Annotated in this window: 17 protein-coding genes; all 17 read right to left on the bottom strand. The window is 60.2% G+C overall.

Annotation, left to right across the window (positions count from 1 at the left end; translation table 11 throughout):
- Positions 1-142 precede the first annotated feature (142 nt).
- Positions 143-601, bottom strand: a complete 459-nt coding sequence (gene tnpA / locus DXD77_RS01755) for an IS200/IS605 family transposase (protein ID WP_055250296.1) — start codon at positions 599-601, stop codon at positions 143-145.
- Positions 602-806: 205 nt separating this feature from the next.
- Positions 807-1,061, bottom strand: coding sequence for a preprotein translocase subunit SecG (gene secG, locus DXD77_RS01750; protein WP_006236144.1), 255 nt, complete (start codon positions 1,059-1,061; stop codon positions 807-809).
- Positions 1,062-1,225: 164 nt separating this feature from the next.
- Positions 1,226-2,779, bottom strand: coding sequence for a 2,3-bisphosphoglycerate-independent phosphoglycerate mutase (gpmI, locus tag DXD77_RS01745; RefSeq protein WP_117564869.1), 1,554 nt, complete (start codon positions 2,777-2,779; stop codon positions 1,226-1,228).
- Between the two features lie 5 nt (positions 2,780-2,784).
- Positions 2,785-3,552 carry a triose-phosphate isomerase gene (gene tpiA / locus DXD77_RS01740; protein ID WP_022094882.1) on the bottom strand — a complete coding sequence of 256 codons (768 nt, stop codon included), beginning with the start codon at positions 3,550-3,552 and terminating at the stop codon, positions 2,785-2,787.
- Positions 3,545-4,735 carry a phosphoglycerate kinase gene (pgk, locus tag DXD77_RS01735; RefSeq protein ID WP_117564871.1) on the bottom strand — a complete coding sequence of 397 codons (1,191 nt, stop codon included), beginning with the start codon at positions 4,733-4,735 and terminating at the stop codon, positions 3,545-3,547. Before pgk ends, tpiA begins: the two co-directional genes overlap by 8 nt.
- A gap of 140 nt (positions 4,736-4,875) precedes the next feature.
- Entirely contained in the window at positions 4,876-5,901 is a 1,026-nt protein-coding gene (gene gap / locus DXD77_RS01730; RefSeq protein WP_099431436.1) for a type I glyceraldehyde-3-phosphate dehydrogenase, read from the bottom strand.
- Positions 5,902-6,094: 193 nt separating this feature from the next.
- Positions 6,095-7,024: a DNA-binding protein WhiA gene (whiA, locus tag DXD77_RS01725; protein WP_117647505.1), complete on the bottom strand. Its 930-nt coding sequence runs from the start codon at positions 7,022-7,024 to the stop codon at positions 6,095-6,097.
- Positions 7,025-7,030: 6 nt separating this feature from the next.
- Entirely contained in the window at positions 7,031-7,951 is a 921-nt protein-coding gene (gene rapZ, locus DXD77_RS01720) for an RNase adapter RapZ (RefSeq protein WP_022094878.1), read from the bottom strand.
- 101 nt (positions 7,952-8,052) lie between these two features.
- Positions 8,053-8,739, bottom strand: coding sequence for an N-acetylmannosamine-6-phosphate 2-epimerase (locus DXD77_RS01715; protein ID WP_022094877.1), 687 nt, complete (start codon positions 8,737-8,739; stop codon positions 8,053-8,055).
- A gap of 70 nt (positions 8,740-8,809) precedes the next feature.
- Positions 8,810-9,775, bottom strand: coding sequence for an ROK family protein (locus DXD77_RS01710; protein ID WP_022094876.1), 966 nt, complete (start codon positions 9,773-9,775; stop codon positions 8,810-8,812).
- A 171-nt stretch (positions 9,776-9,946) separates the two neighbouring features.
- Complete coding sequence (locus DXD77_RS01705) at positions 9,947-10,867, bottom strand: dihydrodipicolinate synthase family protein (RefSeq protein ID WP_117647503.1); 921 nt, start codon at positions 10,865-10,867, stop codon at positions 9,947-9,949.
- 68 nt (positions 10,868-10,935) lie between these two features.
- Entirely contained in the window at positions 10,936-11,787 is an 852-nt protein-coding gene (locus DXD77_RS01700; RefSeq protein ID WP_117647501.1) for an acetylxylan esterase, read from the bottom strand.
- Positions 11,780-12,757, bottom strand: coding sequence for an acetylxylan esterase (locus DXD77_RS01695; RefSeq protein ID WP_117647499.1), 978 nt, complete (start codon positions 12,755-12,757; stop codon positions 11,780-11,782). Before DXD77_RS01695 ends, DXD77_RS01700 begins: the two co-directional genes overlap by 8 nt.
- An 80-nt stretch (positions 12,758-12,837) precedes the next feature.
- The gene (locus DXD77_RS01690; RefSeq protein ID WP_006236159.1) at positions 12,838-13,665 is read right to left on the bottom strand and encodes an ABC transporter ATP-binding protein; all 828 of its coding nucleotides are present in this window, start codon (positions 13,663-13,665) and stop codon (positions 12,838-12,840) included.
- Positions 13,666-15,681, bottom strand: coding sequence for a dipeptide/oligopeptide/nickel ABC transporter permease/ATP-binding protein (locus DXD77_RS01685; protein ID WP_035138893.1), 2,016 nt, complete (start codon positions 15,679-15,681; stop codon positions 13,666-13,668).
- A gap of 3 nt (positions 15,682-15,684) precedes the next feature.
- Positions 15,685-16,641, bottom strand: a complete 957-nt coding sequence (locus tag DXD77_RS01680) for an ABC transporter permease (RefSeq protein WP_055251823.1) — start codon at positions 16,639-16,641, stop codon at positions 15,685-15,687.
- Between the two features lie 157 nt (positions 16,642-16,798).
- On the bottom strand, positions 16,799-18,412 hold the full coding sequence (locus DXD77_RS01675; protein ID WP_117647497.1) for an ABC transporter substrate-binding protein: 1,614 nt from the start codon (positions 18,410-18,412) through the stop codon (positions 16,799-16,801).
- Positions 18,413-18,773: the final 361 nt, after the last annotated feature.

Genomic DNA, 18,773 nt, shown 5'->3' with positions numbered 1-18,773 from the left:
AAATCAGAACCACCCTTAAAAAGGGTGGTTTGCTCTTAGGGTATAACCCACGGGCCCCGGGCTCGCGTCTAAAGGCGCGGGCCCGGACTTCGTCCAGGCCTAGTGCATCTTGACCCGTGGCGCGCCGGTCGAACCGGCAGGATCACCTCCTCTTGAAGGGGTCCTCGTACTCCTTCACGCTCAGCTTGTCCAGCGCGATGTCGTGGGACTCCTGCTCCCTGATGTACTTGGCGATCGTCGCCTCGTTCAGGCCGACGGTGGACACGTAGTAGCCCTCCGCCCAGAACTTCCTGTTGCCGAACTTGTACTTGAGGTTGGCGTGCCTGTCGAATATCATCAGCGAGCTCTTCCCCTTCAGGTAGCCCATGACGCTCGCGACGCTGTACTTCGGCGGGATCGCCAGCAGCACGTGCACGTGGTCGGGCATCAGGTGCCCCTCGATTATCTCGATCCCCTTGTACTCGCACAGCTTCCTGAGGATCTCCCCTATGTCGCTCCTGATTTGGTTGTAGATCACTTTGCGCCTATACTTCGGCGTGAACACGATGTGGTACTTGCACATCCACTTCGTGTGGGAAAGGCTGTAGGCCTTCTGGGCCATGGCGACCACCCCTTCGACTCGAATTCTTGACGGCCTGAACAATCGTCAATATCGGTCGGAGGGGTGGCTTTGTAAAGCCGTTTGTCTCCACCCGCGTAGCGGGTGGTTTAAAGCTGGGCGCTGCGCGGCCAGCAGACTAAAGTCTTGAAAAACAAAAGGGGCCCCGCACATGCGGGACCCTTTACAAACGTATATACGCCGATGCTTAGTAGCCGACGATGCCCTGCGGGAAGAAGAACATGCACAGAACGACACACACGGCAAAAACGACGGCCATAATTACCGTCAGGCGATCGAGGTTCTGCTCCATGACGCCCGTGGCAGAGCTGGAGTTATACAGCGAGCTAGCGATCATATCCGAAACGCCGGTGCCCTTACCGGAATGCATCAGAACGAGAATCGTCAGCGCCACGGCAGAAACAGCCCAAACGACAAACAGAAGAATCTGAAACGGACCCATAGATAAGCTCCTTAATAGAACGATTCAAACTCCAGTACTGTACCACAACCTCCAACACTCCCCCACCTGCCATTTAGGGACGGGGCAGAAATGGCAGAAATACCAAAAAGGGGGTCGTCCGGTTGTGGACAACCCCCTTACTAGAAAACGGTATTTGTTTTCTATTAGGCCTCGGTGGCGAGCACGCGACCCGTCATCTCGGCGGAAGGCTCAATACCAGCCATGATGAGCATGGTCGGAGCGATATCGGAAAGACGGCCGTCCTCGATACCGGTGAGCTTGGCCTTATCATCAACGATGATGAACGGCACGCGGTTGGTGGTGTGAGCCGTAAACGGATGCTTGGAACCGTCGGAAGCAACGTCAAACATGTGATCGGCGTTGCCATGGTCGGCGGTAATCAGCGCAAAGCCGCCCTTGGCGAGAATCGCCGGGACAACCTTGGACAGAGCATCGTCAACAGCCTCGACGGCCTTAACGGCGGCGTCGAAGACACCGGTGTGACCAACCATGTCGCAATTTGCGAAGTTCACGATGTAGAAATCAGCGCGATCCTCGTTGATAGCGGCGACAAGCTTCTCGGTAACCTCGGGAGCGCTCATCTCGGGCTGCAGATCGTAGGTAGCGACCTTGGGGGAAGCGACGAGCACGCGCTCCTCGCCCTCCTTGGGCTCCTCGATGCCGCCGTTGAGGAAGAACGTCACGTGAGCGTACTTCTCGGTCTCGGCGGTGTGCAGCTGCTTCAGGCCATTGGCGGCGATAACGTCGGCCAGGACGTTCTCGGGGAACGTCTTGGGGAAGGCGACCTCGACGTCAAACGTCGGATCGTACTCGGTCATCGTCACAAAGTGCGAGAGCTTAATCTGCTCGCGCTCAAAGCCATCGAACTCCTTGTCCGTGAACACGCGGGTCATCTGACGAGCGCGGTCGGGACGGAAGTTGAAGAAGATGGCCGCGTCGCCCTCGTGGATGCCCTCGTTGTGGGCCGCGAAAGGCTCGACGAACTCGTCGCCGCGCGGATCCTTCTCGTAGTAGGCCTTGATACCGGCAACGGGGTCGGTATCGGCATCGGACGCGTTGACCATGACGTCGTAGGCGCGCTGGATGCGCTCCCAACGGTTGTCGCGGTCCATGGCCCAATAGCGGCCCGAAACGGTGGCAACGCGAGCGTCGCAACCGGTCTCCTCGGAGATCTTAGCCAGGAAAGCGCAGAACTCGCTCATGTAGCCGGCACCGGACTGCGGGTCGACGTCGCGGCCATCCATGAAGGCGTGGACGCGAACGGTCTTGACGCCATGCTGGGCAGCCATCTTGACCAGAGCCTCGACGTGGTTCATGTGAGAATGAACACCGCCAGGGCTCATAAGGCCCATGAGGTGCAGGGTCTTGCCTTCGGCCTTGACGTCGTCCATAGCTTTGACGAAAACCTCGTTCTTGGCGATGGAGCCGTCCTTGATGGCGTTGTTGATGCGCGAAAGCTCCTGGAACACGATGCGGCCGGCACCGATGTTGAGGTGGCCTACCTCGGAGTTGCCCATCTGACCGTCGGGAAGGCCCACGTCCTCGCCCGAAGCACCGAGCGTGGTGTGAGGATACTTCTCGTACAGGCTATCAAGGAAGGGCGTCTTGGCAGCGGCGACGGCGTTCTCGCCATCGGCCGGAGCAAGGCCGCAGCCATCCATGATGATCAGGAGTGCAGGAAGATGACGCTGTGCCATATGTCCTACTCGCCTGCCTTGACGACCATAGAGGCGAAGTCGGCAGCCTTGAGCGAAGCGCCGCCCACGAGGGCGCCGTCAACGTCAGGCTTAGCGACGAGCTCGGCGATGTTGCCGGGCTTGGCAGAGCCACCATAGAGAACGCGGATGCCGTTAGCGAGCTCCTCGCCAAACATCTCCTTGAGGGTCTCACGGATAGCGCCGCAGACCTCCTGGGCGTCCTCAGCGGTAGCGGTCTTGCCGGTGCCGATGGCCCAGATGGGCTCGTAGGCGACGACGACCTGCTTGGGGCAGGTGATCTCAAGACCGGCAAGGCCAGCCTTGACCTGGTTCACGACGTGCTCGACATAGGTGCCAGCCTCGCGGACCTCGAGGGACTCGCCGCAGCAGAAGACGGGAACAAGACCGGCGGCAACGAGGGCCTTGGCCTTCTTGTTCTGATCCTCGTCGGTCTCGTGGAAGTAGTCGCGACGCTCGGAGTGACCGATGATGCAGTAGGTGCAGCCAGCGGACTTGAGCATGTCGCAAGAGGACTCACCGGTGAAGGCACCCTTGGCCTCCCAGTACACGTTCTGTGCACCGAGGGCGATGGGGGCAGCCTGAATGCGGTCATGAACCGTGGTGATGTCAATGGTCGGAGGGCAGACGAGCACCTCGACGCCAGCCGGAACCTCGGGCAGAGCCTGAGCCAGCTCATCGGCGAGCTTGGCGGCCTCGGCGACGTCGTTGTTCATCTTCCAGTTACCAGCGATAAGAAGGGTGCGATTAGGCATCGAGAAGCGCCTCCACTCCGGGCAGGGCCTTACCCTCGACGAGCTCCATGGAAGCGCCACCACCGGTGGAGATCCAGCTCATCTTGTCGGCCAGGTTGAACTTGTTGACAGCCGCGACAGAGTCGCCACCGCCGATGATCGAGGTGCAGTCGGCCTCGGCGACGGCCTCGGCGATAGCCTGGGTGCCGTGAGCGAAGTTGTCGAACTCGAATACACCCATGGGGCCGTTCCAGAACACGGTCTTGGCGCCCTTGACGGCCTCGGCGTAGAGCTCCTCGGTCTTGGGGCCGATGTCCATGCCCTCACGATCGTCGGGGATAGCGTCGGAAGCGACAACCTCGGGGACAGCGTCCTCGCCAAAGTGATCGGCAACGCGGTTGTCGATGGGGAGCAGGATCTTGACGCCCTTCTCCTCGGCCTTCTTGAGCATCTCGCCGGCGCGCTCGACCCAGTCCTCTTCCTTGAGGGACTGACCGACGGTCAGGCCCTGAGCCAGGAAGAAGGTGTAGGCCATGCCGCCACCGATGATCAGGGTGTCAGCGGAGTCGATGAGGTGATCGAGAACGCCGATCTTGGAGGAAACCTTGGAACCGCCGACGATAGCAACGAAGGGGCGCTCGGGCTCGGCGAAGATGCCGGTCAGCGTGTCGACCTCCTTCTCGAGCAGGAAGCCGGCGACGGCAGGCAGGTAAGCGGCGGGACCCACGACGGAACCCTGGGCGCGGTGAGCGGTACCGAAAGCATCGAGAACGAAGACGTCACCATAGGAAGCGAGCTTCTTGGCGATCTCGGGATCGTTCTTCTTCTCGCGCTTGTCAAAACGGACGTTCTCGAGAACGAGGACCTTGCCCGGCTCGACGGCGGCAACAGCCTCAGCAGCCTTCTCGCCGTAGGTGTCGGCGACAAAGGCAACATCGAGACCAGAGAGCTCAGCGAGCTTCTTGGCGACAGGCTCAAGGGAGAGCTCGGGCTGGAAGCCGGTGCCATCGGGACGGCCGAGGTGGCTCATGAGGATGACGCGAGCGTTGTGCTCAACGAGGTAGTTGATGGTGGGCAGGGCAGCCTTGATGCGGGTGGTATCGCCAACGACGCCATCCTTGATAGGCACGTTGAAGTCAACGCGGACGAGAACGCGCTTGCCGTCGACATCGATGTCGCGGACGGTCTTCTTGGTAAAGGCCATGTTTGCTTCTACCTTTCGTACGTGTCTGCCTCCCATTACGGCAGACGATTTCCTATAAAAAGGGCGCGACCCTAGGGTGTAAGCCCTATGAGGCCGCGCCCTTCTTTAGACGCTCAACGAGCTATTCGCTAAAAGCTAAATTAAGCAACGAACTTCTCGAAGTACTTGATGGTGCGGACCATCTGAGAGGTGTAGGAGTTCTCGTTGTCGTACCAAGAGGTGACCTGAACGAGGGTCTGGCCGTTGCCGAGGTCAGAGCACATGGTCTGAGTGGCGTCGAAGATGGAGCCGTGGGTCTCGCCGATGATGTCGGTGGAGACGATGTCGTCCTCGTTGTAACCGAAGGTCTCGGAGATGGTGGAAGCGTAGGCCTTCATAGCGGCGTTGACCTCGTCGACGGTGACCTTCTTGTCAACAACAGCGTAGAGGTTGGTGATGGAGCCGGTCGGCGTCGGGACGCGCTGGGCGGCACCGATGAGCTTACCGTTGAGCTCGGGGAGAACCAGGCCGATAGCCTTGGCAGCACCGGTGGTGTTGGGGACGATGTTGACGGCGCAGGCGCGGCTACGACGCTTGTTGCCCTTGCGCTGCGGGCCGTCGAGCGGCATCTGGTCGCCGGTCCAGGCGTGAATGGTGGTCATGATGCCGGACACGATGGGAGCGAAGTCGTTCAGACCCTTGGCCATCGGGGCGAGGCAGTTGGTGGTGCAGGAAGCAGCGGAGATGATGTTGTCCTCAGCGGTCAGCGTCTCGTGGTTGACGTTGTACACGATGGTGGGCAGATCGCTGCCGGCCGGAGCGGAGATGACGACCTTCTTGGCGCCAGCGTTGATGTGGGCCTGAGCCTTAGCCTTGCTGGTGTAGAAGCCGGTGCACTCGAGAACGACGTCGACGTCGAGGTCGCCCCAAGGCAGGTTGTTGGCGTCGGCCTCCTTGTAGATCTTGATCTCCTTGCCGTCAACGGTGATGGAATCCTCGCCAGCAACGACCTCGTGATCGCGAGCGTAGTTGCCCTGCGTGGAGTCGTACTTCAGCAGGTAAGCGAGCATATCGGGAGAGGTGAGGTCGTTGATAGCGACGATCTCGGAGCCCTCATGACCGAACATCTGACGGAAAGCCAGACGACCGATGCGACCGAAGCCGTTAATAGCAACCTTTACTGCCATTGTGTCTCCTTTCGTAAGGCCCCCGCAAGCTACAGCGCCCGCCGTTGAGGCCCACAAACTAACCACTCGCCTAATATACCTTTTTTTTGACTTGAATTTCACGAGAATGCTCGAAATTGAAAATCAAATTTACGTTAAAACGTTTTAAAGAATAAAATAGCAGCTAAATCCGTATATAAGTCGATACTTTAAACTACCCGTTTGCTTCAATGAGCTTTTCAAGCCTCAAAACTCGATGGTAGAGGGCCGACTTCGACAAGGGAGGGTCAGCCATCTCCCCTAAATCACGCAGCGACAGATCGGGATAGCGCTCGCGCAGGACGCAAAAGACCGCCAAGGCATCCGGAAGCGCATCGCGAAGGCCGCGCTGCTCGAGCTCATCGATAAGCGCAAGCTGATGTTGGGCAGCACCGGCGCTTCTGGTCTGGTTGGCGAGCTCGGCGTTCACGCGACGGTTCACATCGTTCTTAACCAACTTGACCGCGCGCGCCTCCTCAATCTCGGCAACGCTGCGCTTGGCACCAATCAGCTTTAATAAATGCTCGATTTCCTCGGCGCTCTTAATGTACACGGCATATGACCCCCGCCGCGCATTAACACGAGCATGGACCCCAATCTGCCCCAACAGGTCGCAAAGCCCCTTGGCATATTGCTCGCCCTGCACCGCGATCTCCAAATGAAAATCGCCGCGTGGATCGGCCACGAAGCCGCCCGCGATGAGCGCGCCGCGGATGTAGGCAAGCCTGCAGCAGGGACGGGCAACGATGTGTCGGGGAACACCAGCAACGAGCCCTCCCCTGCGGTCTAGAATGCCCAGCAGCACCAGAGCCTTGTCCAGGTCGGGTTGATCGGGCAGGGTAATGAGATAGTTACGGACCTTATGCAAGACCGATTTACGAACGGTGAATTCCGTTTTGAGCTTAAGGATGCGATGCGTCAGCGTGATCATCGTGCGCGCGACGGCTCCCGTCTCGGTCGCGACCGTCAAACGATACCGCCCGGAGCCGGCCAACGAAAGCGTACCGCTCACACGCGTCAGGGCGGCAAGCGTCGACAAATCGCAGTATTCACATTCGGGTTCGCAGCGCGCAAGCTCGTCGCGCACCTCAGCGGTAAACGACATGCAGGCCTATGCCTTCGTGTTGGCGCGCGACAGGTCGCGGTGGGAGATGCTCACGTGATACTGGGCGCCTTCCAGGTAACGGGCCGTGGCCTCGGCAATGGCGACGCTACGGTGCTGTCCGCCCGTGCAGCCGATGGCGATAGAAAGCTGCGGCTTACCCTCCGCGATATAGCCCGGCATCACCGTATCGAGCAGCTGCGTCCAGGCCTTCCAGAACTCCTGGGTCTTGGGATGGTCCAGAACAAAGTCGGAGACTTTCTTATCGAGACCGGTCATGGTACGCATCTCGGGATCGTAAAACGGATTGGGCAGGAAGCGAACGTCGATCATAATGTCCGCCTCGACGGGCATACCGTGCTTAAAGCCAAACGAGAACACGTGAACGTCCATGAGCTGCTGGTCGGACAACTCGGAGAACGCCATGCGCAATTTGTTGCGCAGGGCAGAGGTGCGCAGGCGGCTCGTGTCGATAATCATATCGGCTCGATCGCGCACGCCCTGCAGCTGAAGGCGCTCGCGCTGAATGGCATCGGCCGTAGTCTCCCCCGGCTTGGCAATGGGATGACGGCGGCGATTTTCGCTGTAGCGACGAATCAGCACCTCGTCAGAAGCCTCCAGGAACACGATGTCGCAGCTCATCTCGCGCTCTTCGAGCGCGGCGACCGCATCGAGCAACTCGTCAAACAGTCCCTGGCTACGCAAATCGCAGGTGACGGCGAGATGCCTGCCCACGCCCGTATTGATGCCGACGAGCTCGGCAAGCTGGGCGATGAGACGCGGAGGTAGGTTATCAATGCAAAAATAGCCCATGTCCTCGAACACGTGCATGGCCTGTGTGCGGCCCGATCCGGACATTCCGGTGATGATGACGATATCGGGGATGCGCTCCGAGCGCTCCGCCGCATCCATGGCATCTCCCTTTTGCATGTGCTGCCTCCCAAAAACAAGCGCGGGACCCAGCAACCCGGATCCCGCGCGGTCAATTGCCTATATTGAGTATACCGCCCCGAGCGGATACGAGGCCTGTCTTACGCCTCAAGCGCAGCCTTGAACCAACTCGTAATACTCGTGGGGTGCGTGATGGCGGTGCCGACGACAACGGCCCAGGCGCCAGCATCGATCGCAGCGCGAGCCTCCTCGGGCGTGTGCACGCGGCCCTCGCAGATGATGGGAAGACCGGGGAATTCCTCGGTCGCCTGACGCAGGAGTGGCAGGTCGGGGCCATCGGCCATGGTGCAGTCGATGGCGGCGACGCCGTGAGAAAGCGTGGTGGATACCAGGTCAAAGCCCATATCAACCGCACGGCGAATGTCCTCGATGGTGGCACAATCCGCCATCAGGAGCACGCCCTCCTCGTGCAGCGGGCGGAAGGTATCCTCGACGGTCTTGCCATCGGGACGCGGACGATCGGTGGCGTCGATCGCCACGATATCGGCACCGGCAGCAACGCAGGCGCGAGCGTGACGCAGCGTCGGCGTGATGTAAACGCCCTCGTGTCCATCCTTCCACAGGCCGATAACAGGAACCTCACAGCGACCCTTAATAGCGGCAATGTCGGCAAGGCCCTGACAGCGAATGGCGGCGGCGCCGCCAAGCTCGCAAGCGCGAGACATTTGAGCCATGGTCTCGGGCGTACGAAGCGGCTCGCCCATATACGCCTGAACGCTCACGACGAGCTTGCCCTTCAGGGATTGAATCAAAGGATCGACGGTCATAAGGCTGCAACCTTTCTCAGAACAGCCTCCCGAGGCGTGTTGTCTCGGGAGGCTCCTACAGCAGATACGTTTACTTCAACGAGGCAAGAAGATGCTCAGCGGCACCGATGAGCGGAGCATCGCCCTCCAGAGAACCGATGAGGATCGGCGTGTCCTGAAGCGGATCGAGCGCCTGGCTGGCATAGCCCTCGTGCACCGAATCCTTCCACGTCTGCGAACGCCAATCGGGACCTTGGTGAATCACGCCGCCCGAAAGCACGATGACCTCAGGGTCCAGGATGTTAGCGAGCGAGCCCAAGCTGGCACCCAGCGCAAAGCCAGCGTCATGGATGACCTCGGTCGCCTTTGCGTCGCCTGCACGGCACAGGTCGTTCACATCGCGACCGACCGAAGGACGGCTGGGGTCGACGCGGCCAAAGCGCTCATCGTACATACGACCAATGGAAGTGCCCGAAGCAACCGACTCCAGATGGCCGGAACGCCCGCAGGCGCAGGGAATGCCGGCGGCAGCCGAGCACTCGATGTGGCCCATATGGCCAGCAGCACCATGGAAGCCCTGCATCACGCGGCCGTTCTCGACATATGCGCCGCCGATACCCGTACCGATGCCAAGACACAAGACGGAGAACTTGCCCTTGCCGACACCCCAGTGGGCCTCGCCCAGAGCATGAGCCTGCACGTCGCCCACAACGGCAACGGGAAGACCAAGGTCCTCGCGCAGACGCGGCCCCAACTGAACGCCGGACCAGCCGGGCATGATCTCATTGGCATACGCAATGGCGCCCGTCTTGGGATCGACGACGCCTGCGGCACCGATACCGACACCGAGAACCTCGACATCGGGATTCGCCTCAAGAGCGGCCTTGATAGACGCCTCGATACGCTGGAAGACGGCCTCGCCGCCCTCTTGGGCCTCGGTGGGAACCTCGGCCTCAAAAACGGGATGGGGCACACTACCGTCAGCCGGGTACTCCATGATGGCAGTCGCAATTTTAGTTCCGCCGATATCGACAGAGCAGACGTACTTGTTCTCCATGTCGCTCTCCTTCGGAGATAAAAACAACTACAGGAAATGCGCCGTCAGGCTAGCCGTCACAGCGCAGTAAAGGTTTTCCAGGTGTCCGAGATCGCCGAGAAACCGTGTGGCCATTGACCTAATGGGTCATGGCCACACGGTTGAACGGCGAGGTCGGGTGCCTGGGAAGCTTTACAGGAGACCGTTGTCCTGAAGGACCTTCCTAATCGCCTCGACGTTCTCGCCGGTCATGGCCTTCACCGGGCGCGGCATGGTCGGGCTGTCGAAGATGCCCATGAGGTTCATAGCGGTCTTGAAGGCGCCGACGCCACCGGCATAGCCCTGGACGCCCGAGGTGACATCCCAGATGTGGGAGATCTCGTTGAGGCGATCCTGCTCGGCCTTGACGGTAGCCCAGTCACCGGCCTGAGCGGCCTTCCACTGGCGCACGTAGCCCTCGGGCTCAACGTTGGCAAGGCCCGGGACAGAACCGTCGGCGCCACCGAGGTAAGCGCCGTCGACGACAACCTCGTGACCGGTGAGGATACTCATCGGATGGCCGTTCTTCTCGTTCTCCTGAACGAGGTAGCGGAACGAGATGTCATCACCCGAGGAATCCTTGACGCCAGCAAGGACGCCCTCGGCGCCGAGCTTGGCAAGGAGCTTCCAGGGGAGCTTGGTGTGAACGCAGACGGGAATGTCATAGGCAAAGATGGGCAGGTCGAGCTCCTCGTGCAGGATGCGGAAGTGCTCCTCGACCTCGGTCATGCCCTGCAGGGCATAGAACGGGCAGGTGGCGACAAGCGCATCGGCGCCCAGCTCCTGAGCGACCTTACCGTGCTCGATCATGCGCTCGGTCTCGGTATCGATGATGCCGACCAGAACAGGCACGCGGTGATCGACGATGCGCACGGCCTCGGCGATAATCTGGCGACGGCGCTCGTCGGTGGAGAAGACGACCTCGCCCGAGGATCCCAGGAAGAACAGGCCATCAACGCCGGCATCGATCATGCGGTTGATGCTGCGCTCAAAGGAGACAACATCGAGCTGGTGATCTTCGGTATCGGGAACAACGACGGGAGGGATAACGCCGGTGAATTTCTGAGTTGCCACAAGAATCTCCTTAGTTGTCTGGCGGGCGGCCCTATGCCACCCACTCTTGTTGGCAGTGTCCAGGCCGTCTAGGCCAAAGAACACGGGTAGAACGTTTGGTTAAAAAAGTCGATGACTTCGTTTTCGAACGCATTGATGCGCTCATGAGCGTATTTGGCATAGATGACATGCCTCCGGTCACACTCAAGACCGTTGAATACGGCAAACTGGCCCTTGGGATCGCTCACGACATCCATGAGCGATGTGCCCATGAGCACCGATCCACGCACCCGAGACGACAACGCCTCGAGGCCACCGGGAATTGGATTGGCAACCGCCGTGCAGGCGAGGCCCCGCTCGTCCAGAGCAGAAACCGCCAGCGCGACTCCGCCGCCAAGGCCCTCGCCCCATGCAAAGATGCGGTCGGGGTCCACGCCATCAAGATTGCGCGCCACCTTCGCCATCGCGCAACCCCAACGGACGCGCTTGACAAAAGCAGGAGAGGCAATCCCCTGCTGCAGCTCGCTGGATCCAATCGCCTCATCGTCCAGCGCAAGCACGGCATATCCCATGGCCGCAAACCTCGTCATGTGATGCCATCCCCGCACGGGTCGGTCGATGTCGTGAAACATCAGACATAGCGGCACAAGCTCGGATGCTCGGGCGCGACCGGCAGGCTCGATCAAACGCGCGTGGACCACATCGCCACTAAGCTCAAAGGAAACCTCGGAGTAGCGGGCATACGGATTGGCGAAATCGATCGCCGTAATACTCGGCCCGCAAACCTCAAGGTCCGAAGCGGCTATCTCTAATTCGGAAACATCCGCAGAAGCATCACCGCGCCAATCCCGGAAATCAGCGAGCCTTGACGAGACCGTTCCGGGAATCCCCACAAGGTCGGAGACAATCAGCTCATTGACATTGCTCTCGCACTTAGACATGAGCCTCCCCTCCCTTGCAGAAAAACGGAATGATCAGATCGTCAAAATCCTGAATCTCCTCGTGGCCAAAGCCTTCAAAGAACTCATGACGCTTTTCACAGGTCAGGTTGTTATAGACCGCAAACTGCGTCGCTGGCGGACAGACGGTATCGGCTGTGCCGGTGCCAAACAGAACGGGGCATTTGACCATAGGGGCAAAGTTCTTGGAATCGAAGTACGCCAGCTTGGCATAGGCTTCGTCGATACGAGTCGAGTCCTCGTCAAACCAGCGAGACCAATAGCGCAGGCCCTCGTAGGCAATGTCGTCGGCATCCAAATCCCAGACCAGGCGGAAATCCGACAGGAAGGGATAGAGGATGGCGGCGCGATTGATAAGCTCGCTGTTAAGTGCACAGGTCGCAATGCCCAAACCGCCGCCCTGCGACGCGCCGTTCACAAACACACGGGCAAGATCGATACCCTCGAGCTCGCGAACGATGCGGCACAGGATGCGAATATCTTGGTGCAAGCGGACATAGTAGAGGTTGGCCGGATCGCCGTCGATACCGGCGACGATATGGCCCGCGACCGTTGTGCCCTCAAATCCACCAATGTCCTCGGAGGGACCTCCTTGGCCGGGGCAGTCGAGGGCGATGAGTGCCATGCCCATGCCCGCAAACGACGCCTGCTCAAACCAGCTGCGGCTTGCACCCGGATACCCATGGAACTGAAGTACCAATGGCACGGGCTCGTCCGAGACGGGTTTAAGGTACTTGGCATGCAGGCGAGCGCCACACATGCCGGTATACCAGAGGTCGAAAAGCTGGCAGGTCACGGCATCGGTGACCGATGCCGTCTCGATCGCATAGTCAAGTCCGACGGCGTCGGCCTCGGCCATGCGGTCCTTCCAAAAGAGATCGAAATCTGATGGACGGGGCATGGCGCCCCGATACCCACCAAATTGCTGTTGTAGCTCCTGAGCACTTGGCATGGCTCGTGAACCCAACCTTTCGAAATCGCAACGGAGGTGCGCCCGGCAAGGGAACCGGGCGCACGGGAGGGAAAGCGAGGCTACTCGCCGAGCTTGGGATGCAGCAGCGACGGCGCAGCGCCGAGCAGCATCTTGGTGTAGGGGTCCTGGGGGTGCTGGAAGACCTGCTTGGCCTCGCCCTGCTCGACGATCTTGCCGCCATTCATAACGATAATGTCGTCAGAGATATAGCGGACGGTCTGGATGTCATGGCTGATGAACACCATGGCCAGGCCGAGCTCCTTCTTAAGGTCGGTCAGCAGGTTCAGAATCTGCGCGCGGACCGAAACGTCCAGAGCCGAGGTGGGCTCGTCGGCGATGATGGCATCGGGGTTCAGCGACAGGGCACGGGCAATTGCGACGCGCTGGCGCTGGCCGCCCGAAAGCTGGCCGGGAAGAACCTCGGCGGCGGAACTGGGCAGACCGGTGAGCTCCAAGAGCTCCTTGACGCGCTTCTCCTGCTCGGCCTCGGTACCCAGGTTGTGAACGCGCATGGGGTCGAGCAGCTGCTCGCGAACGACCATGCGGGGGTTGAGCGCCGTAGCCGGATTCTGGAACACGACCGAGATGACGCGGCCCATGTGACGACGGTCCTCGGCGGTACGCTTGGTAACGTCCTTGCCCTTAAAGTAGACCTTGCCGCTCGTGGGGGCCTGCAGGCCGCACATGACGTTGGCGGTGGTGGACTTACCGCAACCGGACTCGCCGACGATGCCGATCGTCTGACCGGGCATGAGCTTAATCGTTACACCCTGGACGGCGTGAACCAGGTTAGGGTGCAGAATCGAGCCGGTACGAGTCCTAAAGGTGACGTGGACGTCATCAAGGAAGATGATCGGCTCGACGCCGTTGACTGCGGTCTCGCTCATCTACATCACCTCCGCGTGAGGGGTCAAACCATTTGCCTTGAGCACCTCGTCGGGGAGCTCGGAATAGAAGTGCTCGGTGCCGGGCACGCGCTTGAAGACCGGACGGGTGTCCAGGCCAATACGCGGGTGGCTCGAGCGGGGCGCGAAGCGATCGCCCTTGGGGAAATCGCGCGGGCTCGGAACGGCGCCGGGCACCTGGTGCAGGCGGCCCGAACCGCTCTCGATGGACAGGACGGAACCCAGAAGACCGCGGGTGTACTCGTGGATCGGGTTGGTGAGCAGCTCCTTGGTGGGCGCCTGCTCGATAACCTGACCGGCGTACATCACCGTGATGTTATGGGCGACCTCGGCGACCAGCGCCAGGTCATGCGAGACGAAGATCATGGCAAAGCCGAGCTTGGCCTGAAGGTCGTTGAGCAGCTTGATGACCTGCTTCTGGACGGTAACGTCCAGGGCGGTCGTGGGCTCGTCGCAGATGACCAGCTTGGGGTCGCGGGTAAGGGCCATAGCGATCAGAACACGCTGACGCTGGCCACCGGAAAGCTCATGCGGGTAGCTCTCGAGCGTACGCTTGGGGTCGAGGCCCACGAGCTCCAGGAGTTCCTCGGCGCTGCGGGTGCCGCCGCGCTTGGTGAGCTGCTTCATCTGGGCAGAGATGAGCATGGAGGGGTTGAGCGAGGACAGGGCGTCCTGATAGACCATGGCGATATCGGTACCGCGCAGGCCGAACCACTCCTTCTTGCTCATCTTGAGCAGGTCACGGCCCTCCCAGAGGACCTCGCCGGAAAGATGTTCGTCATCGTCGGTCAGACCCATGATGGCCAGCGTGGTGATGGACTTACCGCAACCGGACTCGCCCACCAGGCCCATAGTCTGGCCAGGACGGACGTCAAAGTTGACATGGTCGACGACGTTGATATCGCCGTGGTGCTCAAACTGGATGCAGAAGTCACGGACCGAAAGGATCGGTTCGACAGACTCGTCGGGCACATGGCGATCGTCACGCTTGAGCTCGACATCGCGCAGGGCTCCAAGGCGAGCGGAGAGGGACTGGGCCTGCTCCTTGTAGGCGCGAACGGGGTCGGAGACCAGCAGGTCGGCCTCGCGGCGCTTGGAGGAATCGGTCGGATCCAGGGCGGCGGAAGGAGCAGCGGCCATGGCGTCGGTAATGCCCTCGGAGAGGATGTTGAGCGCCAGGCAGGTGATCATGATGGCCAGGCCCGGGAACAGCGCCTGCCACCAACGGCCGGCGAGCACGCCGCCGCGGGCGTCGGCTAGGATGTTGCCCCAGGTAGCGGTGGGCTCCTGGATACCAGCGCCGATGAAGGTCAGCGAAGCCTCGAAGATGATGGCGTCGGCGACCAGGGTAACGGTGAAGACCATGATCGGGGCGATGCAGTTACGCAGAACATGCTTGATCAAAATCCACGGAGCCTTGGCGCCGGAAACGATGACCGCGCGGACATAGTCCTCGCCGTACTCGGACACGATATTGGCGCGCACGATACGGGCAATCTGCGGAGTGTACATAAAGCCGATGGCGAAGATGATCGACGGCACGGAGTTGCCCAGGATGGAGACGAAGACGGCCGCGAGGGCGATGCCCGGGATGGACATGATGATGTCCAAGATACGCATGATCGTCTCGGAGACGGCCTTGCGCGAAACCGCTGCAAGGGCGCCCACGACCGAGCCGCAGACCAGAGCCATGGCAGTGGCGCCAAAGCCGATAATCAGCGAGTAACGACCACCGTAGAGCATACGCGACAGAATATCGCGACCCTTATCGTCGGTACCGAAGATAAATCCGTTGCCGGGAGCCTGGCGAGCCGTAAAGATCTCGACCGGGCTATAGGGGGCAAGAAGGGGCGCCAGAATCGCAGTCAGGGCGACCAGCACCAGCACGACGGCGGCAATCTTAGAAGACAGCGTCATCTTCTTCCAGCCACCGAGCTTGAGCCCCTTGGAGGCAGCCTTCTCGAGCTGCTCGGTTTGCTTCTCTCGAATCTTTACCATAATCTACACCGTCCTGATGCGCGGGTTGATGAGCAGGTAGAGCATGTCAACCACGATGTTGATGATGATGAAGGCAAGAGCAACGACGATAACGACGCCCTGAACCAGGTTCGCCTCGTTGCCCTGAACGCCCTGCAGAATCGCGGTGCCCATGCCGGGGAGGTTGAAGATAACCTCGATGACGACGGCGCCGCCCATGAGGTAACCGATCTTAAGACCGAGGGTGGTGACCGGGGTGATCAGCGCATTGCGAAGAACGTTGATACCGACGACGACCTTCTCGGGAACGCCGGCACCGCGAGCCATACGGACATAGTCCTTGTCGAGCTCCTCGACCATGGCGGTACGCACGATACGAGTCATCTGGCCCGTCAGCGGAAATGCCAAGGCGATGGCGGGCATAATCATGCGGCCCAGATAACCAGCCGGATTCGTGGTGAAGTGAGGCAGAGCACCCGATGCCGGGAGCACCTTAAGGTAGGAAGAGAACAGCAGGATCAACAGAACGGCAAGCCAGAACGACGGGGTTGCCAAGCCGGCGATGGAAAAGACGCGGATCACTTGGTCCGGCCATTTGTCGCGATACAGTGCCGCGATGACGCCGAGCAAAAACGAAACGACCGCACCGATGGCAAGGCCGATGAAGGTCAGCTGCATCGTGACGGGCAGGGCCGTGGAGATGCGCTTGGCAACGGAGTTGCGAGCAGCACCATAGGTGCCCATGTCGCCATGGATCAAATCGCCCATATAGCGCACGTAGCGCACGGGCCAGGGGTCGTCCAGACCATACTTCTCATGGTACTCGGCAACCGCCTCGGGCGAGGCACCGTCACCCAACGCCGTGTAGGCGGGGTCGGTCTTGGAGAACGACATAAGGAAGAACACCAGGACGGTGACGCCCAATGCCATGATCGGCAGCGCCACAAGACGCCTTCCAATCAAACGTAGCAAGTTGTTCACGTTCTCTCCCCTTTCTTTTGTCGGTAGGACCAACTGGTATATGAGTACGGATACTCATTACAAGACCCGAGCGACATCGAGGTCGCCCGGGTCTTTGTTTCAACTATGAGGATACGGTCCCAACGACCGACATCCTGCATACAGACTCAAGCGAGTCTTACGCCTTGACGGTCGCAACGCCCCTGAAGGACATGCTCGTCGTGCCGATGCCCTTGAAGCCATCGAGGGCCTCGCCGTTGGGCGCAGTGGACGGATCGTCCCAGGAAGCGGAGACGGTCTTGACGTGGACAACGGGGTACAGAACGGCGTTGTCGGCAATGATGTCGAAGCACTCGTTCCACTTCTTCTGCTGCTCGTCGCCCTCGGCGGCAAGAGCCTCGTCCATGAGACTGTGGAGCTTCTGCCACTCAGCGGACTCCTTCCACGGGCAACGGGTCTGCATCCAGACGTTGTCGCCGTACCACCAGTTGAGCAGCAGGTCGGGGTCGGCGCCGAAGCAGGAAGGATCGCCAGGGGCAAGGAGGATATCGTAGGCCTCGCCGCCGTCGATGGCAGCGTAGGTGGCCGGCGAGGTATCGGTCTGGATGGTCACATCGAAGCCGAGAGCGTCGAGGTCGTTCTTGACCTGGGCGGCCATGCCCTTAATCTGCTCGTTGTCGGTGGTGCGCAGGGTGATGGCACCCGGGGTGATGCCAGACTCCTCGATGAGCTTCTTAGCCTTCTTGGCGTCGGTCTTGTACACCGTGGAAGCCTCATGATAGTTGGTGAAGCTCTTGGGCAGGTAGCAGCTGGCAGCGGTGGCAAGGCCGGCGAAGGTGTTGCTGACCATCTTCTCGGTGTCGAGCGCATACATGACAGCCTGACGGACCTTGACGTTGTTCCAAGGCTCCTTGGCGACGTTGAACATGATGAAGCGGGTGCCGAAACCCTGAACGTTATCGATCTTGCAGCCGGCGCTCTCGAGCTGGTCGACGGCGTCAGCGGTAACGAGCTCCATAACGAGCGTGGAGCCCTCCTGCTGAGCGGTAACGCGAGCGGTGGGGTCGGTCAGGATGCTGTACTGGATCTTCTTATCCTCGGCAGCATACTCACCGTTGTACTCGGGGTTGGGAACCAGGGTGATCTCGGTATCGGAGATAGAGTCGTACATCCAGGGGCCGGAGCCGATCGGCTGCTTGGCGCGATCCTCCTCGGTCTGGGTGGCCGGGGTAACGCGGACGATGGCCAGACGATCCTTGAGCAGGGAGAAGTTGGGGACCTTGGTCTTGACCGTCACGGTGCTGGCGTCCTTGGCCTCGATTGACTCGAAGGGCTGGAAGAACGGAGCATAGGTAGCGGAAGCGGCGCAAGCGGTGTAGGAGGCAACGACATCGTCAGCGGTGACCTCGGTGCCATCGGAGAACTTGGCGCCCTTGCGGATGGTGACCTCGAAAGTGGTGTCGTCCACAGACTTGGGATCGTCGGTGGCGAGCTCGTTGAAGGTGCTGTAGTCGTGGTAATCGATGCCGTAGAGGCCCTCGACGACGTGCCAGTTGGCACCCAGGCCCACTGCGGAGCCGGTGCTGGCGGGATCGAAGCTGGACGGAGCGTAAGCGGAACCAGCGGTGATCACGCCGCCGCCACGGTTGGCGGAATCGGTGGAACCGGAAGCGGAACCCTCGTCGCTAGAGCTGCCACCGCAGCCGGTGAGACCAAGCCCTGCAACAGCAGCGACGCTGCCGGTGAGGCCGAGGAACGAACGCCTGGACATACCCTTGTTGATGATGGCCATGTCTTCTCCTATCAATAGAGAATCTTACCCGGGAGCACCTAGACGCGCCCCCGCGCAACTTGCGGACGATATATACCTTACCTACCGACGAACCCAACTGAGGTGCCGCGCTCGGCGACCGATACATACATACGCTTGAACGGTATTTACTACCGTTCACCGAATTCATTGACAAACGATTCGCCAGACAGTATGTATCGACGAGGTGAGATATCAGTCTTCGTCAACCCGCAGGATAGCAGGGTTGTTCACCATGGCTAGTCAAACGTTTTAGCGTTAATAAAACCCAAAATCGGCTGGTAATCGCCGTGAAATACATGATTGAAAATCACGCAATCATGTATATCAGTTGTTTAGAGGC

It is taken from the genome of Collinsella sp. TM09-10AT, from assembly GCF_003436275.1.
In the GTDB taxonomy this organism is placed as follows: domain Bacteria; phylum Actinomycetota; class Coriobacteriia; order Coriobacteriales; family Coriobacteriaceae; genus Collinsella.
Note: the sequence above shows the minus strand (reverse complement) of the source record. Positions and strands in the feature narration are given on the sequence as shown.

What these genes read in the sequence shown, in the direction of transcription:
- tnpA (WP_055250296.1), bottom strand. Translation starts at nt 601, where the DNA reads ATGGCCCAGAAGGCCTACAGCCTTTCCCACACGAAGTGGATGTGCAAG.
- secG (WP_006236144.1), bottom strand. Translation starts at nt 1,061, where the DNA reads ATGGGTCCGTTTCAGATTCTTCTGTTTGTCGTTTGGGCTGTTTCTGCC.
- gpmI (WP_117564869.1), bottom strand. Translation starts at nt 2,779, where the DNA reads ATGGCACAGCGTCATCTTCCTGCACTCCTGATCATCATGGATGGCTGC.
- tpiA (WP_022094882.1), bottom strand. Translation starts at nt 3,552, where the DNA reads ATGCCTAATCGCACCCTTCTTATCGCTGGTAACTGGAAGATGAACAAC.
- pgk (WP_117564871.1), bottom strand. Translation starts at nt 4,735, where the DNA reads ATGGCCTTTACCAAGAAGACCGTCCGCGACATCGATGTCGACGGCAAG.
- gap (WP_099431436.1), bottom strand. Translation starts at nt 5,901, where the DNA reads ATGGCAGTAAAGGTTGCTATTAACGGCTTCGGTCGCATCGGTCGTCTG.
- whiA (WP_117647505.1), bottom strand. Translation starts at nt 7,024, where the DNA reads ATGTCGTTTACCGCTGAGGTGCGCGACGAGCTTGCGCGCTGCGAACCC.
- rapZ (WP_022094878.1), bottom strand. Translation starts at nt 7,951, where the DNA reads ATGCAAAAGGGAGATGCCATGGATGCGGCGGAGCGCTCGGAGCGCATC.
- DXD77_RS01715 (WP_022094877.1), bottom strand. Translation starts at nt 8,739, where the DNA reads ATGACCGTCGATCCTTTGATTCAATCCCTGAAGGGCAAGCTCGTCGTG.
- DXD77_RS01710 (WP_022094876.1), bottom strand. Translation starts at nt 9,775, where the DNA reads ATGGAGAACAAGTACGTCTGCTCTGTCGATATCGGCGGAACTAAAATT.
- DXD77_RS01700 (WP_117647501.1), bottom strand. Translation starts at nt 11,787, where the DNA reads ATGTCTAAGTGCGAGAGCAATGTCAATGAGCTGATTGTCTCCGACCTT.
- DXD77_RS01695 (WP_117647499.1), bottom strand. Translation starts at nt 12,757, where the DNA reads ATGCCAAGTGCTCAGGAGCTACAACAGCAATTTGGTGGGTATCGGGGC.
- DXD77_RS01690 (WP_006236159.1), bottom strand. Translation starts at nt 13,665, where the DNA reads ATGAGCGAGACCGCAGTCAACGGCGTCGAGCCGATCATCTTCCTTGAT.
- DXD77_RS01685 (WP_035138893.1), bottom strand. Translation starts at nt 15,681, where the DNA reads ATGGTAAAGATTCGAGAGAAGCAAACCGAGCAGCTCGAGAAGGCTGCC.
- DXD77_RS01675 (WP_117647497.1), bottom strand. Translation starts at nt 18,412, where the DNA reads ATGGCCATCATCAACAAGGGTATGTCCAGGCGTTCGTTCCTCGGCCTC.